This window comes from Mechercharimyces sp. CAU 1602 (assembly GCF_024753565.1).
Taxonomy (GTDB): Bacteria; Bacillota; Bacilli; order Thermoactinomycetales; family JANTPT01; genus Mechercharimyces.
Genome location: NZ_JANTPT010000001.1, coordinates 1,033,267 through 1,050,055, shown reverse-complemented (window position 1 = coordinate 1,050,055; position 16,789 = coordinate 1,033,267). Strand labels below are relative to the sequence as shown.

The 16,789-nt window shown below is 45.8% G+C and carries 20 protein-coding genes; 6 read left to right on the top strand and 14 right to left on the bottom strand.

Annotated elements, in window-relative coordinates:
- Positions 1–58 precede the first annotated feature (58 nt).
- Complete coding sequence (locus tag NXZ84_RS05500) at positions 59–718, bottom strand: sigma-70 family RNA polymerase sigma factor (RefSeq protein WP_258839259.1); 660 nt, start codon at positions 716–718, stop codon at positions 59–61.
- A complete protein-coding gene (locus NXZ84_RS05495; RefSeq protein ID WP_258839258.1) occupies positions 715–1,530 on the bottom strand; it encodes a sensor histidine kinase in 816 nt (271 codons plus the stop codon). Before NXZ84_RS05495 ends, NXZ84_RS05500 begins: the two co-directional genes overlap by 4 nt.
- A 212-nt stretch (positions 1,531–1,742) precedes the next feature.
- Here NXZ84_RS05495 and NXZ84_RS05490 point away from each other — a divergent pair, with 212 nt between their 5' ends.
- Both NXZ84_RS05490 and NXZ84_RS05485 read left to right on the top strand, forming a co-directional pair.
- Positions 1,743–3,107, top strand: a complete 1,365-nt coding sequence (locus tag NXZ84_RS05490; protein WP_258839257.1) for a PepSY-associated TM helix domain-containing protein — start codon at positions 1,743–1,745, stop codon at positions 3,105–3,107.
- Between the two features lie 127 nt (positions 3,108–3,234).
- A complete protein-coding gene (locus NXZ84_RS05485; RefSeq protein WP_258839256.1) occupies positions 3,235–3,432 on the top strand; it encodes a hypothetical protein in 198 nt (65 codons plus the stop codon).
- A 98-nt stretch (positions 3,433–3,530) separates the two neighbouring features.
- On the opposite strand, the gene NXZ84_RS05480 is transcribed toward NXZ84_RS05485, so the two are convergent.
- Positions 3,531–4,823 carry an amidohydrolase gene (locus NXZ84_RS05480; protein ID WP_258839255.1) on the bottom strand — a complete coding sequence of 431 codons (1,293 nt, stop codon included), beginning with the start codon at positions 4,821–4,823 and terminating at the stop codon, positions 3,531–3,533.
- A gap of 88 nt (positions 4,824–4,911) precedes the next feature.
- On the bottom strand, positions 4,912–5,808 hold the full coding sequence (gene ligD, locus NXZ84_RS05475) for a non-homologous end-joining DNA ligase (protein WP_258839254.1): 897 nt from the start codon (positions 5,806–5,808) through the stop codon (positions 4,912–4,914).
- A gap of 118 nt (positions 5,809–5,926) precedes the next feature.
- Between ligD and NXZ84_RS05470 the strand changes: the two genes are divergently transcribed.
- Positions 5,927–6,160, top strand: a complete 234-nt coding sequence (locus NXZ84_RS05470) for a hypothetical protein (RefSeq protein WP_258839253.1) — start codon at positions 5,927–5,929, stop codon at positions 6,158–6,160.
- Positions 6,161–6,175: 15 nt separating this feature from the next.
- Complete coding sequence (locus tag NXZ84_RS05465; RefSeq protein ID WP_258839252.1) at positions 6,176–6,505, top strand: hypothetical protein; 330 nt, start codon at positions 6,176–6,178, stop codon at positions 6,503–6,505.
- A 29-nt stretch (positions 6,506–6,534) separates the two neighbouring features.
- On the opposite strand, the gene NXZ84_RS05460 is transcribed toward NXZ84_RS05465, so the two are convergent.
- Positions 6,535–7,431: an ATP-dependent DNA ligase gene (locus NXZ84_RS05460; RefSeq protein WP_258839251.1), complete on the bottom strand. Its 897-nt coding sequence runs from the start codon at positions 7,429–7,431 to the stop codon at positions 6,535–6,537.
- Positions 7,432–7,503: 72 nt separating this feature from the next.
- On the opposite strand from NXZ84_RS05460, the gene NXZ84_RS05455 reads away from it, so the two are divergent.
- Complete coding sequence (locus NXZ84_RS05455) at positions 7,504–7,677, top strand: hypothetical protein (RefSeq protein WP_258839250.1); 174 nt, start codon at positions 7,504–7,506, stop codon at positions 7,675–7,677.
- 13 nt (positions 7,678–7,690) lie between these two features.
- A complete protein-coding gene (locus tag NXZ84_RS05450; RefSeq protein ID WP_258839249.1) occupies positions 7,691–7,993 on the top strand; it encodes a hypothetical protein in 303 nt (100 codons plus the stop codon).
- Here the strand turns inward: NXZ84_RS05450 and ku are convergent.
- The 9 genes from ku to bshB1 all read right to left on the bottom strand — a co-directional run bounded on the left by ku (position 7,990) and on the right by bshB1 (position 16,788).
- The gene (gene ku / locus NXZ84_RS05445; RefSeq protein WP_258839248.1) at positions 7,990–8,790 is read right to left on the bottom strand and encodes a non-homologous end joining protein Ku; all 801 of its coding nucleotides are present in this window, start codon (positions 8,788–8,790) and stop codon (positions 7,990–7,992) included. The genes NXZ84_RS05450 and ku overlap by 4 nt on opposite strands.
- Before the next feature lie 18 nt (positions 8,791–8,808).
- Entirely contained in the window at positions 8,809–10,185 is a 1,377-nt protein-coding gene (locus NXZ84_RS05440) for a tetratricopeptide repeat protein (RefSeq protein ID WP_258839247.1), read from the bottom strand.
- Between the two features lie 111 nt (positions 10,186–10,296).
- The gene (gene panD, locus NXZ84_RS05435) at positions 10,297–10,680 is read right to left on the bottom strand and encodes an aspartate 1-decarboxylase (protein WP_258839246.1); all 384 of its coding nucleotides are present in this window, start codon (positions 10,678–10,680) and stop codon (positions 10,297–10,299) included.
- Between the two features lie 2 nt (positions 10,681–10,682).
- Entirely contained in the window at positions 10,683–11,534 is an 852-nt protein-coding gene (gene panC, locus NXZ84_RS05430; protein ID WP_258839245.1) for a pantoate--beta-alanine ligase, read from the bottom strand.
- Positions 11,522–12,400 carry a 3-methyl-2-oxobutanoate hydroxymethyltransferase gene (gene panB / locus NXZ84_RS05425; RefSeq protein WP_258839244.1) on the bottom strand — a complete coding sequence of 293 codons (879 nt, stop codon included), beginning with the start codon at positions 12,398–12,400 and terminating at the stop codon, positions 11,522–11,524. Before panB ends, panC begins: the two co-directional genes overlap by 13 nt.
- A 284-nt stretch (positions 12,401–12,684) precedes the next feature.
- Positions 12,685–13,665: a biotin--[acetyl-CoA-carboxylase] ligase gene (locus tag NXZ84_RS05420; RefSeq protein WP_258839243.1), complete on the bottom strand. Its 981-nt coding sequence runs from the start codon at positions 13,663–13,665 to the stop codon at positions 12,685–12,687.
- Complete coding sequence (locus NXZ84_RS05415; protein ID WP_258839242.1) at positions 13,646–14,869, bottom strand: CCA tRNA nucleotidyltransferase; 1,224 nt, start codon at positions 14,867–14,869, stop codon at positions 13,646–13,648. The genes NXZ84_RS05420 and NXZ84_RS05415 overlap by 20 nt, the downstream gene beginning before the upstream one ends.
- Before the next feature lie 74 nt (positions 14,870–14,943).
- Positions 14,944–16,068 carry an N-acetyl-alpha-D-glucosaminyl L-malate synthase BshA gene (bshA, locus tag NXZ84_RS05410; RefSeq protein WP_258839241.1) on the bottom strand — a complete coding sequence of 375 codons (1,125 nt, stop codon included), beginning with the start codon at positions 16,066–16,068 and terminating at the stop codon, positions 14,944–14,946.
- Positions 16,069–16,071: 3 nt separating this feature from the next.
- Entirely contained in the window at positions 16,072–16,788 is a 717-nt protein-coding gene (gene bshB1 / locus NXZ84_RS05405) for a bacillithiol biosynthesis deacetylase BshB1 (RefSeq protein ID WP_258839240.1), read from the bottom strand.
- Between the last annotated feature and the right edge of the window lies 1 nt (position 16,789).

Below are 16,789 nucleotides of genomic sequence, written 5' to 3'. Positions count from 1 at the left end.
CTCTCCTTAGAGATAAAGTGCGGATAATATTTCTATACATACGATCCTGAAGACAGTATTATACCTCTCTTTCCTTAAAATCCGATTTTCCATATACATAGTGCGTTAGTTCAACCCGATTCTTCACCTGCAACTTCTGCATAATATTTTTAAGGTGGTTTTTAACCGTATGCTCAGAAATACCTAGTTGATCCGCCAACGCTTTATTGCTCCATCCTTTAGCTACCCAAGTTAAAATCTCTTGTTCACGAGGAGTAAGTGATGTGAGAACTTCATTGGAATCCTGTTTATCTTCTTTCGTAAATTCATGTAACACCCGTCGCGCGATAGGTTGTGGCACCGGCGCTTCATTCCCTAAGAGGGAGTGCAGGTAGTCCAGCCATAATTGCGGTTGTAAGTTTTTAAGTAAGTACCCTTGAGCCCCATGTTTTATCGCTTCAAACAGATGGGCTGCATCGTCAGAAACGGTTACCATCACAATCTTAGTACTGGGATATCTCTCTTTTATAAGCCGTGTCGCCTGTAGTCCATTGCAGTATGGCATATTAATATCCATTAAAACCAAGTCGGGCTGCTCTTGCTCTACTTGTCGTATCACTTCTTCTCCATCACACGCCTCCGCCACAATGAGAAAGGAAGAATCGCGCGCTAAAATTAAGCGCATTGCTTGACGTGCATGCTCATGATCATCTCCAATCACTACTCGATATGGAGTCATCTCCCCCCCTCCTTAGCAATGCGTAGAGTTGTTTTTCCACCAGTGCAAACAAAAGAGAGCTTTGCTCCCAATTCTAGGGCACGTTCATTCATCATCCCCAAGCCAAAATGATCGGGGTGGCGAAAAGGATTTCCACTAAATCCTTTTCCGTTATCTGTAACATCAAGCGACCATCCCGTAGGAGTCATTCTAAAAGTGATTTTCACCTCGGAAGCGGCAGCATGTTTACGAATATTGGTAAGAGCTTCTTGTAAACATGCCAGCAGCTCCACCTTCTCTTTACTAGTCAACGTCTTTTCTTCGTCCTCATCTGCCCGCAGGTGCACAGCAATACCCGTATCCAAAGTAAATGCATCCACTAACAACTGTAAACGCTGTGCCCACTCCTCTAATGGTTCTTCGTCAGAGGGGTTTTTTAAGTTTGTAATGGCGCTGCGGATAGTGCTGTGTAGATTTGACATGGTGTTTTCTATTTCCCCCCACTCTGTCAACTCGGGATGACGTTCTTTTATGGCTTCTACGTGTACAGCACACAAAAAGAGCGATTGGGCAATTCCATCATGAAGCTGCCTAGCCATGCGTTGGCGCTCTTCCAAAACCGCTTTTTGTGTTCGTTCCACTCTTAACTTTTCCTGTAATTGCTCATAACGTCGAAATAACCTTCGCAATAACGTAATCGTCACCAGAAAAACGAGTCCTGCAGACAGCCAATTCCCCACTTCCATTGATATAAAGGGAAGGAGCCATTGATGCCGTATATATTCCCACAAACCAATTACGAATGTGGGACTGAGTAAAATCCACCATTTCATTTGTTTATCTGTCATTTTCATTATGTTCATTCCTATCGCATGTGAGCATGATCTCTTAGATTCGTTTTTTATTGTACCATGCGACGAATGAAAGGAGAGATCCCAAGTTGTTCAAGTTTTCGTCATGATATATAGCCCTTTCGAGTCATGGCACCTCCGTTCACCTTTTATATACTTAAAGTCGAACGATGTACAAAGGAGCTTTATCGACGATGAAAAAACAGCACATTGAACAGCCTACCAAGAAGCAACACACCTTATATGCTTCCATCTGGCGCTGGCATTTTTATGCAGGGCTCATCTTTTCCCCTATATTGATTTTGCTAGCTATTACTGGAGCCATCTACCTATTTAAGCCTCAAATTGAGGAAGTGATGTATAAAGACCTCTATCAAGTATCGGCTACAGATCGAGCAGAAAAACAATCTGCCGAGCAGTTACTGCAACAGATAAAAAAAGAGTATTCAGATATGGATGTCTTACATTTTACCCCCAGTTTAGAACCGGAACGGACAGCACAAGCAAAATTGATGGTAGAGGGTGAGATGACCACGCTCTTTGTTGATCCCTATCGAGGTGAGATCGTGGGTTCGTTGACAGAAGATGATCGATTCATGAACCAAATCGTCGCTCTTCATGGCGAATTGATGATTGGAACCCTTGGGGATCGATTGGTAGAACTTGCCGCCAGCTGGGCACTGATCTTGGTGGTAACTGGTTTATACTTATGGTGGCCGCGACAGAAAAAAGCACTTTTTGGTACCCTTCTGCCTCGTTTAGGCAAGGGAACAAACAAACGGACACGGTTGCGTGATTTACATGCTGTCCCCGCATTTTGGCTATCCTTCTTGATTGTTATCTTAATTCTTACAGGTCTACCCTGGGCAGGGGTAGTGGGAGAAAAAATAAACGAGGTGGCTACCTATACCAATAGTGGCTACCCTGAGGAAATGTGGGAGCAGCCCCAGTCGACATTGCCTACAAAAGATGTGGCTGATAATGTTGCATGGGCGGCAGAAGAGATGCCGGTTCCTGAGTCGGGTGATGGAAAGCGCATAGTAAGCGTAGATCAAGTGATTGAAATCGCGGCTAAGAGCGACGTCGAAGCAGGATATAGTATTTCCCTGCCCCAAGAGGATACAGGGGTGTATACGGTTTCCGTTTTCCCAGAACAACCTGAACGACAGGCAACACTTCATATTGATCAATACAGCGGTAAGGTTTTGGCCGATTTGAGATTTTCCGATTATGGAACACTTGCTAAAATCATCTCTATTGGAATTGCTCTGCATGAAGGTCATTATTTCGGGGTGATTAATCAGGTGATTGCTCTTATTACATGCCTTGGATTGATCGGAATTGTGGCTACGGGGATATGGATGTGGTGGAAACGTAAACCCGCCGGAAAATTTGGAGCACCACCTGCCAAACCTTTGGGTCGCTGGAAATGGGGCGTGCTCATTATACTCTTGATATTCGGGTTGATCCTTCCGCTTGTGGGAATTTCTTTAGTAGTGATCCTTCTGCTTGATCTGGTGACTCGGTTAATCGTACGTTGGAAAGGTAAACGTGCGTAAATCATAAGAAAAACCATGCCCACACACAAAACGGATTCCCTTAATTCTTTCATTTGCACAAAATGTGTAAGACATATCCCTCCGCAGCCAGGTGATACTAAAGTCACAGGCAAGAGGAGGTGAGCACGTGACGGCTCCCCTTTCGGGATGGGTGGGCGCAGAGTTGAGCAATCACCTATCCGCTGAAGATTTGAAGCCAATTGAGCCTTTTTTACACATGGAAATGTGGACCTCTCCAGCTATGTGTGCACAGACGTGGTGCATGGGGAACACAACGGAGAAGCCCACCCTTCGGTATCAACTGGAGATCGACATGAAAGTTTAAGCTAAAGTTAGTTTGACTAATATTCTTCCTGTCTATACCTCACACAAATATTTACCTGTCCTCCCCAAGGCAGGTCTTTTTTTTATGTCTCATTCTTATTATTGAATCGCCGCAAAGGCACGGGCAGCTTCATACGTAATCTTCTCTTCATCGAGGGTAAGACACGCGCGATCGCGCATAATAATCTTGCCATCAACCACCATATCTTGAACATCGTCGCGTGAAGCAGAGTACACCAGATGAGAAATGAGGTCGTGCATAGGGTGCATATGAGCCCCTGTCGTCGCAACGGTGATAAAATCAGCCTTTTTACCTACTTCCAATGTGCCGATATACTGATCGAGAAAAAGTGCTTCTGCCCCGTAAGACGTTCCCATACTTAGAGCCGTATAGGCAGGTACCGCTTCTGGGTTTTGATTTACACCTTTGTGAATCAGTGCCGCTAAACGAATTTCTTCTAATAAATCTAAATTGTTGTTGCTAGCCGCTCCATCGGTAGCTAATGAAGGCCGTAATCCTGCTGCTAGCATTTGAGGAATAGGAGCAATCCCACTTCCTAATTTTAGATTGCTCCCAGGATTGTGGGCAATTTTCACATCGTAGTCGGCCAGCATTTTGATTTCCTCTGTTGTTAGATGAACAGCGTGCGCTACCAAAGTAGGGATCGTAAACAGCCCGAGTGAAAGCAGATGCTCTACTGGACGCTTTCCATAAAGTTCTATGTTTTGTTCCACTTCCCGCGCCGTTTCTGACATATGAGTATGAATGGGTATTTGTAGTGCGATCGCTCGTTCCACAATCTGTTCGATATAAGCAGGAGGGCATGTGTAGGGGGAATGCGGCGACATCATGGTTGTTATGCGTCCGTTTGCTTGCATGTGCCATTGACGAGCAAAGGAAACCGCTTCGGCTAATTTATCCGCTCGTTCTTGTTCAGATCCCAACCCAATTACTCCGCGACACAACACCGCGCGCATTCCTGAAATTTCTACCATTTCAGCAACTTGATCCATGTGATCATACATATCGGCAAAGCAGGTTGTGCCTCCTTTAATCATCTCCACGAGTGCAAGTGCAGTCCCTTTGCGGACTTGCTCTGCTTGAAAGCGCGCCTCGATTGGCCACATTTTTTCTTCCAGCCACGTTTGCAGAGGCAAATCGTCAGCATAGCCGCGTAAGAGCGTCATGGCAGCATGGTTATGCGTATTAATGAGGCCAGGCAACACTGCTTTTCCACGTAGGTCGATCACTTCGTCGTATTCGCTGGCGATGGCGTCAGTACCAATATAAGAGATCGTATGATCTTCAACTCCGATACTCCCCCTGGTATAACGTGGCCCTTCTTGATCGGCCATCGTGATAATCAATCCATTTGTATATAAACGCTTCATATAAGAACTACCCCCAATGCGCTATGTAATCTTTGTTCACCATACCGCATTCCCTATCTACTCGCAAGCACAACTTATGCTACTCCTATCACTTTAGAAAACGGAGAATGGAATCAATGGATTGCCTGTTCGTATCTTCGTACAACGGAGCGAGTGGGTCAGGTCGTTTTTCTAACCACCTCGCCAAAGACATCAAAGTAAATTCGTTTGGTCTTCTTCCCGCTCGTACTTCCTCCCAGGTGAGCGGCATCGAAATCGTCGCTTCTGACCGTGCCCGTGGTGAATAAGCACTGATGAGCGATTTTCCCTGTCCATGTTGCACATAGTCGATATAAACGCGTCCACCGCGATTTTTTTTAGCCCGTTCTATTGTTGCTAGGAGCGGGTACCGTTCACAGATGTAACGCGCGATAAAAGAAAGCACTTGCCGTGTCTGTTGGTATGTATATCGTGGAATCAAGGGAATAACAATTTGAAGCCCTCTTGAACCTGAGGTTTTCACACCGCTATGAAGATGCAATTCTTGGAGAAGGGCGTAGATATGTAAAGCCACACTTTGAACATCACTCCACTCTTCTGTACTGGGATCGAGGTCAAAAACCAGCTCCTGCGGTCGATTATCTGTGTATAGGTGAAAACCCGTGTGAAATTCGAGACAAAGTTGATTTCCTAGCCAGATCAGACTGGGTGCATCTTGCAAGAGAATATAGCGAGTGCCATTTTGATCGACAGTAGGGATCCAGTCGGGTAGATAGGAGGGAGCATTTTTCTGATAAAACGATTCTCCTGGTACCCCATGAGGGTAACGAATCACCGTAAGCAGTCGTGCTTTCGTATACGAGAGCAGATGAGGAGCAAGATTTAAAAGATGAAGCAGATACTCCCATTTGTTCAGGTTTACGTCAGGGAAGATCGGTTTATTGGGATGACTCACCCTGATTGCACGCCCCTCTACCTGGACCCATTTGACTTGCCGATCTACCATCTCAACTCTCCTTATGATGTAGGCAGATGCCTAAATTATGGTGGACAAATGTCCAGAGCGCATTTGACCACATACATTGATAGTGAACCTAGAAATTGTGGAAGGAGTACAAATAACTATGGCCCCAGCAGATGATTACTATCCGGAGTCTTCGCGGACAGGAAAGCATAGTCTTTCCTATCAATACCCCACTTATCCTGAACCGCGAACTCTGCAATACTCTTATAACAACTTGGGAATGGCACAAACTTCATTCTTATTATTCCCCTTCTTCTTTGGATTCCCTTTCTTCCCGTTCTTTGGTCTCCCTTTTTATCGGAGAGGATTTTATGGACGGCGCTTCTTTTGGTGATGGGAGGTGAATCGTTTGCCGAAAAAACGCAAAGTGAAAGTTGACACTGAAACATCATCCCCTACAAAAAAAGAGAAACAGAACAAAATAGATGTGATTGCCCACCAGTCGGATAACCCAGCTGAGCCAGCTATGCAGGAGAAAACCAGGGATGAAAAAGATTCATTGCGTGTCGCTCAGCGACCACCCCCTCCTCCTCCTCCATACCGACCTTATCCTCGCTATCCTCCTCCTTACCGTCATACCTATCCTCCTCCCTACCCCCTATATCGCCCCTATCCTATATTTCCCCCTTATGTCCCCTTCTATCGGCCGCTTTATTTCCCCTTTAGGCCACTGTATTAACATAACACCCCGGATTACCCGGGGTGTTATTAATAGAAACCGAGCAGTGTAGCATGGCGAAGTGTCTGAGCAGGTGTCCATCCTAAATATTGAATGGAGCATGTCAAGACTGGATGTAGCCATTGCACGGCATGAGAAGAAGGGATAGGCGGTTCGGAAGTGAAAGGGGAGGTTGATTGGGATAGTGAGGGAAGTGAAGCAGTGAGCACATGAAGGGATGCTTGATTTAATCCCGAGCGTACTCGTCCGATATAGTTTAAGAGCTTTCCTTCGTCCCGTCTTCCTAGAAGTAAGGAAACAGCACGACCATCACGCAGGAGAACTCCCCCCACGGTCGCTTCTATATTATCGAAGTGTTTCGCTTTTTTCCAAGTAGGATGTTTTTGTCCGGGGTAATAGAGACCATCTCGCTCTTTCATAACAATTCCTTCCCATCCCAGCTCTTTCGTAGCAGCAAACAGGTGACCTCCATCATCATTTGAAGGACATACTTGTAAGCTTGGTGCGGTAAAAGAAAGTGAGTCCAAAAGCGTTAGCCGCTCAGATAGAGGAGTAGTAAGTAATTCATTCCCATTATAGGATAATAAGTCGAATATCATATAGACTGCTGGATTAGAAGACTGCAGAGCTTTAATTTTCTCCTCTTTTTGCGCGCGATCCCTCTTTAATATTTGGTGAAAATCAGATGTTCCTTGGTGAATCACAACCATCTCTCCATCGAGAAGAAGAGAAGATTTATCGGTTGCAAGGGCAGTAGTAACTTCCGGATATACTTTCGTCCTCTCATTGCCATGACGAGTATATAGTCGACACGAGGACCCCTCTACTTCTGCAATGATACGTATACCGTCCCACTTTACTTGATATAGATACTCTTTTGTTTCTATTACCGTTGTGCTTAGCACTGGCTCCATCGGCTTTAACATCTCTTGCACTCTTTTCTGTGAGTGGTATCTAATGATTCTAACAACATAAGCATAAGAAAGGAGAGATCTAGTGTGCCCACTATCCTGATTCAAATTGCACTCACCATTATTATCATTCGCTTTGCATATGGATTTTATCTGTTGACGCAAAGCTCACACGCAACGGACAAACACAACTTTTTAGATTTGCTTTATCATGCATCAGTGATTATTGTCGCCTGGTGGCTGATTCCAGGCTTTTGGTAAGGAGGAAAAGTAGATGAGTAGAACACAGATCGTTACAGCAACCATCTTGGTTACTAATATGATGCTACTTGTCATGTTGGGTGTTAGCCGTTTAGTTGACATTCCACCCATCGATCAAAGTGTTGTGCAGACAGATCATGATTCCGCCTGGACTGTATATGAAATGGAAAAGGAGGAAACCACAGACACAGATGAATGGCAGGTAGAGCATTACCGCAAAGTTGAAGTAAAAATAGATGCTACTGGAAAGGTAATAGAAAAAACGCCTACCACAGATGATTCTTATGTGCGCTACTGGCGAGGAAACTCGCCTTAGGCCTTCTTTTTGCTTTTTTCTTTTCCTGTCTTTGTCTTTTCCAAACTTTGTTTTAGGGCCTCCATTAAATCGACCACTTTTTCCGGTTCGTTCCCTTTGGCTTCCACCACTTCTTTTCCTGCTACCTTTTGTTCAATTGCTTCTTGTAATGCTTGGCGGTACGTATCTGTGTAGTTCTCCGGTGTAAAAGAAGTGGACAAATTCTCAATCAACTGTTGTGCCATTTTTAGCTCTTTGGCTGGTAATTCAGTATCACTGGCAGGTACCCCGGGCACATGAGTCACATGGCGCACTTCGGCAGGATAAAAGATTGTCTCCATGACGAGACAACCCTCATAGACCCGGACTACTGCTAGGGATTGTTTCGAGCGAATCGTAATTTGTGCTACCCCGATCTTTCCCGTTTGTTCCAATGCGGATCGCAACAATGCATAGGCATGCTCTCCTGTGTCGGCCGGTCCTAGGAAGTAAGTTCGATCAAAATAGATCGGATCAATCTCTTCTAACTGTACAAAATCTAATATCTTGATTGCTTTGCTATTATCCGGTTGCAGGGCTTTGAGATCCTCTTGATCCATCAATACAAATTTTCCTTCTTCATACTCTACTCCCTTTATGATCTCTTCCCACGATACATCTTTCTCACAATGGGGACAGTAACGTACATTTTTTACAGGGGTTTGACACTCTTTGTGTAAATAACGAAAAGGAATAGACTGCTTTTCCGTAGCAGCATACATTTTTACCGGGATATGCACCATCCCAAATTGAATAGATCCTTTCCACATCGTATGCATCGTTGTTCCTCCTCTCACTTAGCATATATATTGCCAGCATTCTTGCATTTTTTCCACTCGACCTTCTAGAAAATGGCAAACACCTTCATAAAATGCAGGTTCTTTCCAAGCCGGACAAAGTTGACCTGCTTGTCGAAAATGCGAAATTGCCTCTCCCGCATCTTTTTCTTCGATGCATATTTGTCCTAACTGGAAATATCCTAAGGCTCTCATCGCAGGAACCTTGTTTTGAGTGGCCGCAGTTGCCAATTCCTTCGCGACCGTGATCTGTTTTTTTTGCATGGCTAGACGTGAACGCATCACAAGCCAGACAGGATGTTGCAGCAATTCATTTGTTACATAACGAGGTGCTTTCTCAGCAGTTGTTAGCTCTCCTTCTTGAATGGCACACCATATATGAAAAAAGAGGAGATCGGGGTGGTTGGGATGAAGGGATAAACCTTTTTTTAACCAACAGCGCGCCTCGGCTCGTTTGTGTAAGGCCCAGTTATTCCAAGCCAATCCATGATAGGCTACAACCGACCACGGATCACAGCGCAACAGCTTTTTATACCATCCCACAGCCTCCGCAGGTTGACCCCGTTCTTCGCAATCATGGGCAAGTGCTTTGATAATGGTGGGATGATGACTTTTCTTCATAGCAGACAAGCGCCAATAAAGAACACTTTTCCACTGCCCACTCTCTTTATAACACTCAGCTAGTAGGTGCATCGCTTCCCAGTCTTGTTCATTTAAGGATAGCACCTGATAGAGGCGCACAATCGCATCTTCATAGCGTCCCAACCGATAATAGCAGGCACCTAAGTTAAACCATGTATCTGCATTCTCCTTCTTAAGAGCGATTGCTTCTTGAAAGGAAGCGATCGCTTCTTCTTCCTGTCCGCGGGAGACAGCAATACACCCTAACATATGATGGGCAAATGCAGCAAAGGGAAGATATGATTCCTTTACTCCCTCGTCTGCCACTTGTGTAAATTGAACTTCTGCTTCGCTCCACTGTTGTTCCTGAAACAAATTAAGCGCCAAGTACAGACGCCCTAACAAAAAAGTGGGTTCGGTCTCTACTACCTCTTTAAAATATGGATGGGCTTCTGCAAACATTTTCAACTGATAATACCCTTGTCCGTGACGGAAAGAGCGAATGGTATCTGCATGAATCCAAAACTCCCCATCCATCTCCTCCGCTTCCGTCGAGGTAAGTTCAGGATGATGCTTTACAAGGTGTGCCAACTGATCCTCCACTGTTGCCCACACTTCTAAAAGCTGCCGTGAAGAGGCCTGGATCTGTTGAAAGCGTGTCTTAAGTAATCCGCGTTGTGATTCATCGCACTGTGCAAAATGACAATCGATGGTTTGTAACTCCTGCTGTACACCATGCACCCACTCTTGAAACATAGGTGTCCCCTCCTCATCCGCCATACTCAACCCTAGCGTTCTCCAAAACGTCTGATTACATACAAACACCCCCTGCTTCCATTGAAGCAGGGGGTGTTACCTAAAGGACAGTTATAATACCGTTGCGTGAATCTCTTCACCAATCACTTCTTCAAGGCGATTGCCTTCACCCATAATGGCAACACGTGGTTGATGGGATTTGATTTCATCTTCATTTAAAAGGGCATAGGAGATGATAATTACTTTATCACCCGGCTGTACCAAGCGAGCTGCTGCGCCATTGAGACAGATGACACCGCTACCACGTTCTCCTGGAATCACATACGTTTCTAAGCGAGCGCCATTATTATTGTTGACGATCTGTACTTGTTCATTTGGTAATATATCTACTTGATCTAAGATATCTTCATCGATGGTCACACTACCAACATAATTAAGGTTGGCCTCAGTCACCGTGGCACGATGAATTTTAGCCTTCATCATGTGGCGGAACATAGTTATTGCTCTCCTTTATTGAGTAAAATGTTATCAATCAACCGCGTATCACCGAAGCGAACCGCTAACAACAAGATCAGAGGTGAATGCAAGTCGGTGAGCGGAGTAAGATCTGGGTAGGTAAGAGCTTCTACATATTCGATTTGTGCCAAAGGTTGGCTGGTAATATGAGTACGAACATCTTCTTCTAAATGAGCGCTTGATTTGTATTTCCCTTGCAACAAATTAGCTTCTGCTCTTGTTAAAGCTTGATAGAGAATAGGAGCTTGTTCACGCTCCTGCTTGGATAAATAGCGATTGCGGGAACTAAGAGCCAAACCATCTTCTTCTCGAACCGTTGGACATGGAACGATTTCGAGTGGGAAGTGTAGATCCTCCACCATACGTTCGATGACAGCTACTTGTTGTGCATCTTTTAAACCGAAATAAGCATGGGTAGGTTGGACGATATGAAATAACTTACTGACTACTGTAGTAACCCCAGTAAAGTGTCCAGGTCGACTTGCCCCACACAAACGTTCGGTAATCTCAGCAACTACCACTTGCGTTACCAAGGGGCGAGGGTACATCTCAGTTTGTGTAGGAGCGAAGACAACATCAGCTCCTGCTCCCTCTGCCAACGCAATATCTCGCTTAAGCTCACGTGGATACTTTTCAAAATCTTCATTGGGCCCAAATTGTAATGGATTAACAAAAATCGATATGATGACAGCTTCACATTCTGTCCGAGCCTGTTCTATTAAGCTAAGATGCCCCGCATGCAGAGCCCCCATCGTTGGAACGAAGCCGATCTTCTTTCCTTCCTGACCTTGTCGATAGTGGCGCATCGCTTCAATGTCTGTTATGACGTGCATGGGGCGCTCCCCTCTTTTTTTGCTCCATATAAACCTTCGACTACTTCCTCTGATAAGTGTGAAGAATGCTCGGGGCCCGGGAATACTCCAGCACGCACTTCCTCGATGAATTGCTTCATGCCTTTTACCGCCTGCTCACCCAAATCGGCATACGTCTTGACAAAGGAGGGATGAATATCGCTTCCGTATTGCAGGAGATCGTGGTATACAAGTACCTGTCCATCACAGTGACGACCAGCTCCAATGCCGATCGTCGGTACGTCGATCGTTGCAGACACCTCTTGTGCAACCTCAGCAGGGACACATTCTAAGACGAGCGCGCAGATTCCCGCTTCCTCTAAAAGTTTTGCGTTGGCCACAATTTCACGTGCTGATGCGAGATCACGTCCCTGTATTCGATATCCTCCAAGCTGGTGTACGGATTGTGGAGTTAAGCCTAGATGACCGACCACCGGAATGCCCGCTTGTATACAAGCGCGTATTCCCTCGATGATCTCGATGCCCCCCTCCATTTTCACCGCGTGAGCGCCAGCTTCTTGTACCAATCGTCCAGCTGCCCGCAGCACGTCTTCCCGCCCCAAGTGAGCAGTTAAAAATGGAAGATCAGAACAGATAAAGGAGTGTTTACTGCCGCGTGCTACGGCCTTGGTATGGTGTACCATATCATCTAACGTAACCGGTACCGTTGAATCGTACCCGAGTACCACCATACCCAAGGAATCCCCCACTAGAATCATTTCCGCTCCTGCTTGGTCTGCCAATTTGGCTGAGGGGTAATCATAAGCTGTTAACATCGTAATAGGTGATTGTTCCACTTTCATTTTGCGCAATGTTCGAGTGGTTACCTTTTTTCGTTTGCTTGTCATCACACTTCCTCCTCGTTTGCACTACAAGCCCCGAGGAAATAAAAAACGCCACTTCTCTCCTACCGTATAGAGTGAGGAGCACACAAGGGCGTTGGTATCTTCAAACATACCATTCCTCTGTCTCCGTCCATTGGGCTCAGAGCAGAATAAAGTAGTGAACAGATGCCGAAAAAGAATCGCTTCGTCGGTGCGTCTCCATTTTGGATGCCGCCCTAGCGTTTGTCGTCATTTGTTCATAAACATTGTACACGATAATTTCACGGGAAGAAAGAGGTTAAGGCTACTTAAGCTTGCCGCTCAATTTCAGCCGAGTACAGAAGGTGCTGTTCACCTTCACTTGTTGTCACGACGAGTGCACCATGATCGTTTAATCCACAGGCAATTCCCTCTACAAATCCTTTCCCAGTGCGAGCATTAATGCGCTCCCCCAACATGGAAGAACGTGCTTCCCACTGTGTGCGAATAGGAGCAAATCCTTCATCCATATACTGTTGGTATAGCATTTCCAAAGAGTACAAGATCAATGCTGTAAGTTCTGCGCGCCTCCATTTTCGCTTTGTAGTAGGAAGGATCGTCGCACGTTCTCGAATTTCTTCTGGCCACTCATGGGTGACCCCCTTAGCATTGATACCGATCCCTAAGATCACATAGTCGATTTGATCTTGCTCACCTCGTAGTTCGGTTAAAATTCCACAAACCTTTTTCCCCTCTAAAAGCAAATCGTTAGGCCATTTAATGGAGGCAGAAACCCCGGTTGCCTGCTCAATCCCTTGTGCAACTGCAACAGAGGCGAGCAAGGTTAATTGCGGAGCCAGAGTAAGCGGAATCGGCGGCCGCAAGATTAAGCTCATCCAAATACCTGTTTGGGCGGGAGAGTGCCAGCTTCGCCCTAAACGACCACGACCTGCTGTCTGCTCTTCCGCTACCACAAGCGCCCCCTCCTCGGCTCCAGATCGTGCCCATTGATGGGCTGCCGTTTGGGTAGAATCAAGGCTAGAGTAATAACGGATCGACTGGCCAAAACTTTTGGTATGAAGAAGAGCTTTAATCTCAGCTGCTTCCATCCGATCAGGTTGGTTGCATAAACGGTAACCTTGGTTAGGACGAGCTTCAATCTCATAGCCGTCGGCACGCAGTTCATTTATATGTTTCCAAATTGCTGTGCGGCTACATCCGAGCTGACTACTTAAAGCCGTGCCAGATAGATAATCAGACGAACGATCCAGTAGAACCTGTAACAGATGGTCACGAATAGGTTTTGGCAAGACGTATGCCCTCCTTCAACAAGTACTCCCGCTCATTGGGGATTTCTGCACACGCCACACGTAGCAACAGCTCGTCCAACGTGTTACCTAACCATGGTCCAGGGGGGCGTGGGATGATAGATCGCAAGCATCCCCCGTTAATTTCCAACTGACTGAGATGAGTTACTACGAGCTCGTCTTTCCAGCGCTGAAAAGAAGGATATAGCGAGCTGGGCAGTTGACGCAATACTATCGCCAATTCACATCCTTCTAATACGGCACTTACACCATGTGTAAGCAATAGTTTCTTACCTCTTCTCTCCGTGATGGCAGCAGGAAAAGAGTACGCTAGTTGATAGCGAAGTGCCACTTCCTGTACCACTTTATGATTTACTCGTAATTGTCGCATACGCTTGTCTGCATGTTCTACAGGTACTTGAAGCAGAGATAATAGGAGTGCCCACCACTGATACGGACTCGTTATACTATTTACGGATACCATCCACACAGGAAGATCTTTCCCCTTTCCTTCCCAGCTGTTCATTGGGGGAAGGTGGTTCCATAAGCCTAACTCTGTTATTGCTTTTAGTCCATGAGCCGGCTGTGCTGACCCCCACATCTTCTCCAACTCACGTGTAACTCGTTCAACCGCGACAGTATGTAAGAGTGAACCATTATGCGCTATTGCCGAGCGTGTTTTTGTTTCGATTACAAAATCTAATTGAGTAGCAAAGCGAATGGCACGCACCATGCGAAGAGCATCTTCTTGAAAACGAGCACTCGCTTCTCCCACCGTTCGGATAACTCTACTTGCTAAATCTGCTTGACCCTCAAACGGGTCAAACCTTTCACCTCTGCAATCCTCTGCAATCGCATTAATAGTAAAATCTCGGCGAGCTAAATCTGCTGTTAAATCAGTTACAAAAGTGACACGGTCTGGGCGGCGATGATCCGAATACCCTTCTTCTGTGCGAAATGTGGTTACTTCAATAGCATGCCCATCCATTAAAACCGTAACGGTTCCATGAGCGAGGCCTGTCGGTATGGTGTGGGTGAAAAGTTCCATCACTTTTTCTGGATGAGCTCTGGTAGTAATATCGTAATCGACTGGTTCTTTTTGAAGCAATCGATCTCGTACACATCCTCCAACAAGATAAGCAGGATAACCTGCTTTTTCTAATGTATGGAGGACACAAAGGGCTACTTCATAGGCAGAACACGTCATCGTAGCTCCTCTCTTTCCCTGATTAGTGGGAGTGGAAGGAGTCTTTACCTTCCACTCCTCTCTTCTCTTTATCCTTACTGTGTTTCTTCCAGCACACGTTGGTACAATACCTCATACTGGTCCACAATTCGATCACCACAAAAGGTATCGCGAGAGCGAGCCAACCCATTTTGAGAAAAAGCCTGGTATTGGTCTCTATCCGTTAATAACGTGATCGCTTTTGTCGCCATCTCTTCCACCTCTCCTACTTCTGCGAGCCAACCGGTTTCTCCATTCTTTACTACTTCAGGAATACCGTCGGCTGTGGAACCGATCGTGGGAACCCCACAAGCCATCGCCTCCAATGCGACTAGACCAAAGCTCTCTTTCTCTGATGGAAGCAGCAGCAAGTCTGCCAATGAAATTAAACGGGCCACTTCATCTTGCTTCCCGAGGAAACACACTTTTTTACTTAAACCCATCTTCTCCACTTCTTCTCTCATCTTCGGAAGCTCCGGCCCCTCCCCTACAAGCAACAGACGAGCGGGAACTTCTTGCTGAACACGCTCAAAAATACGGATCACATCGCCAATACGTTTAACAGGACGGAAGTTCGACATATGAAAGAGGATGTGTTCGTCTTCTCGGGCATATTGCGAGCGAATATCTGTTACATCGCGGGGATAATACATGCGATGATCCACAAAGTTATAAATTCGCTCAATCGATTTTTGCGCACACAAAAGATCATGGGTTTGCTGAATTAACGCTCCAGACACAGCTGTAACAGCATCGCTTTGTTGGATCCCAAAAGTAATAATATCTTTTAGCGAAGGGTCTTCTCCCAAAATAGTGATATCCGTGCCATGTAGTGTGGTCACCACTTTGAAGTTTTGGTCTGACATTTGTTTCGCTAAATAAGCACAGATGGCATGTGGCACTGCATAATGAACATGTAGGATATCCAACTGATGTTGTTTTGCTACTTGCGCCATCCGACTTGCAAGGGATAAATCATAGGGAGGATAACGAAAAAGCGCGTAGTGGTTTGCCTCCACTGCATGGTAATGAATATTATGATGAAAGCCGCCCAGCCGAAAGGGCATGTCGTAAGTAATAAAATGAACCTGGTGTCCCCGTTCTGCTAACAACTTACCCAATTCTGTTGCCACAACCCCGGAACCACCGTGGGTCGGATAACATGTAATTCCAATTCGCATCGATTACCCTCCCCTCTTTTGATCCAGTAACCAAGGCATGGCTAGCGGGCGCAGAGTTGCTAATCCTTCTCCATAAGAAACACCGATCTGATGGCCCCATAGCTGGTCTCTTCCCTGGATCATCTGAAGATAGGTTCCCTGATTTAGTGGTGTTGCCACCTCTTCTGTTCCCCTGAAAAATTGACTCTGGTATGCATGAATGGCCTTTGTTTTCTTCTCATAAACATCGCTGATATCCACGATGATATCAGGCTCCGCAATTTGATTGATAAAATAGCAGTATACTTTATTTACACGATGGGGCGGCAGTCCACCGATCTCTTTCTTTCCGATACCAGCATCGAAAAGGGCTGCTTGTATGAGGTGATGCGCAGCTACATGATCCGGATGCCGATCGCTTCCAAACGGGAGTAAGACGATCTCTGGTCGAAGACGACGAATAACGGCAGCTACGTCTTCACTATGGTGGTTCCCGATAGCGCGATCAGCAATCCCTAGATTTATACGCGTATGTAAGCCGAGGAGGTGTGAAGCTTGCTCCGCTTCCTGCTGGCGTAATATTGGGTTGCCGTTAGAAGAGAGTTCTGCGGCTGTTAAATCACAGATGGCAGCTCGATAACCCGCAGATGTATGTTTAGCTAGAATACCCCCCGCTCCAATCTCTACATCATCTGGGTGGGCACCAAAAGCAAGGATATTGGTGATCATCTCGTTATGCATC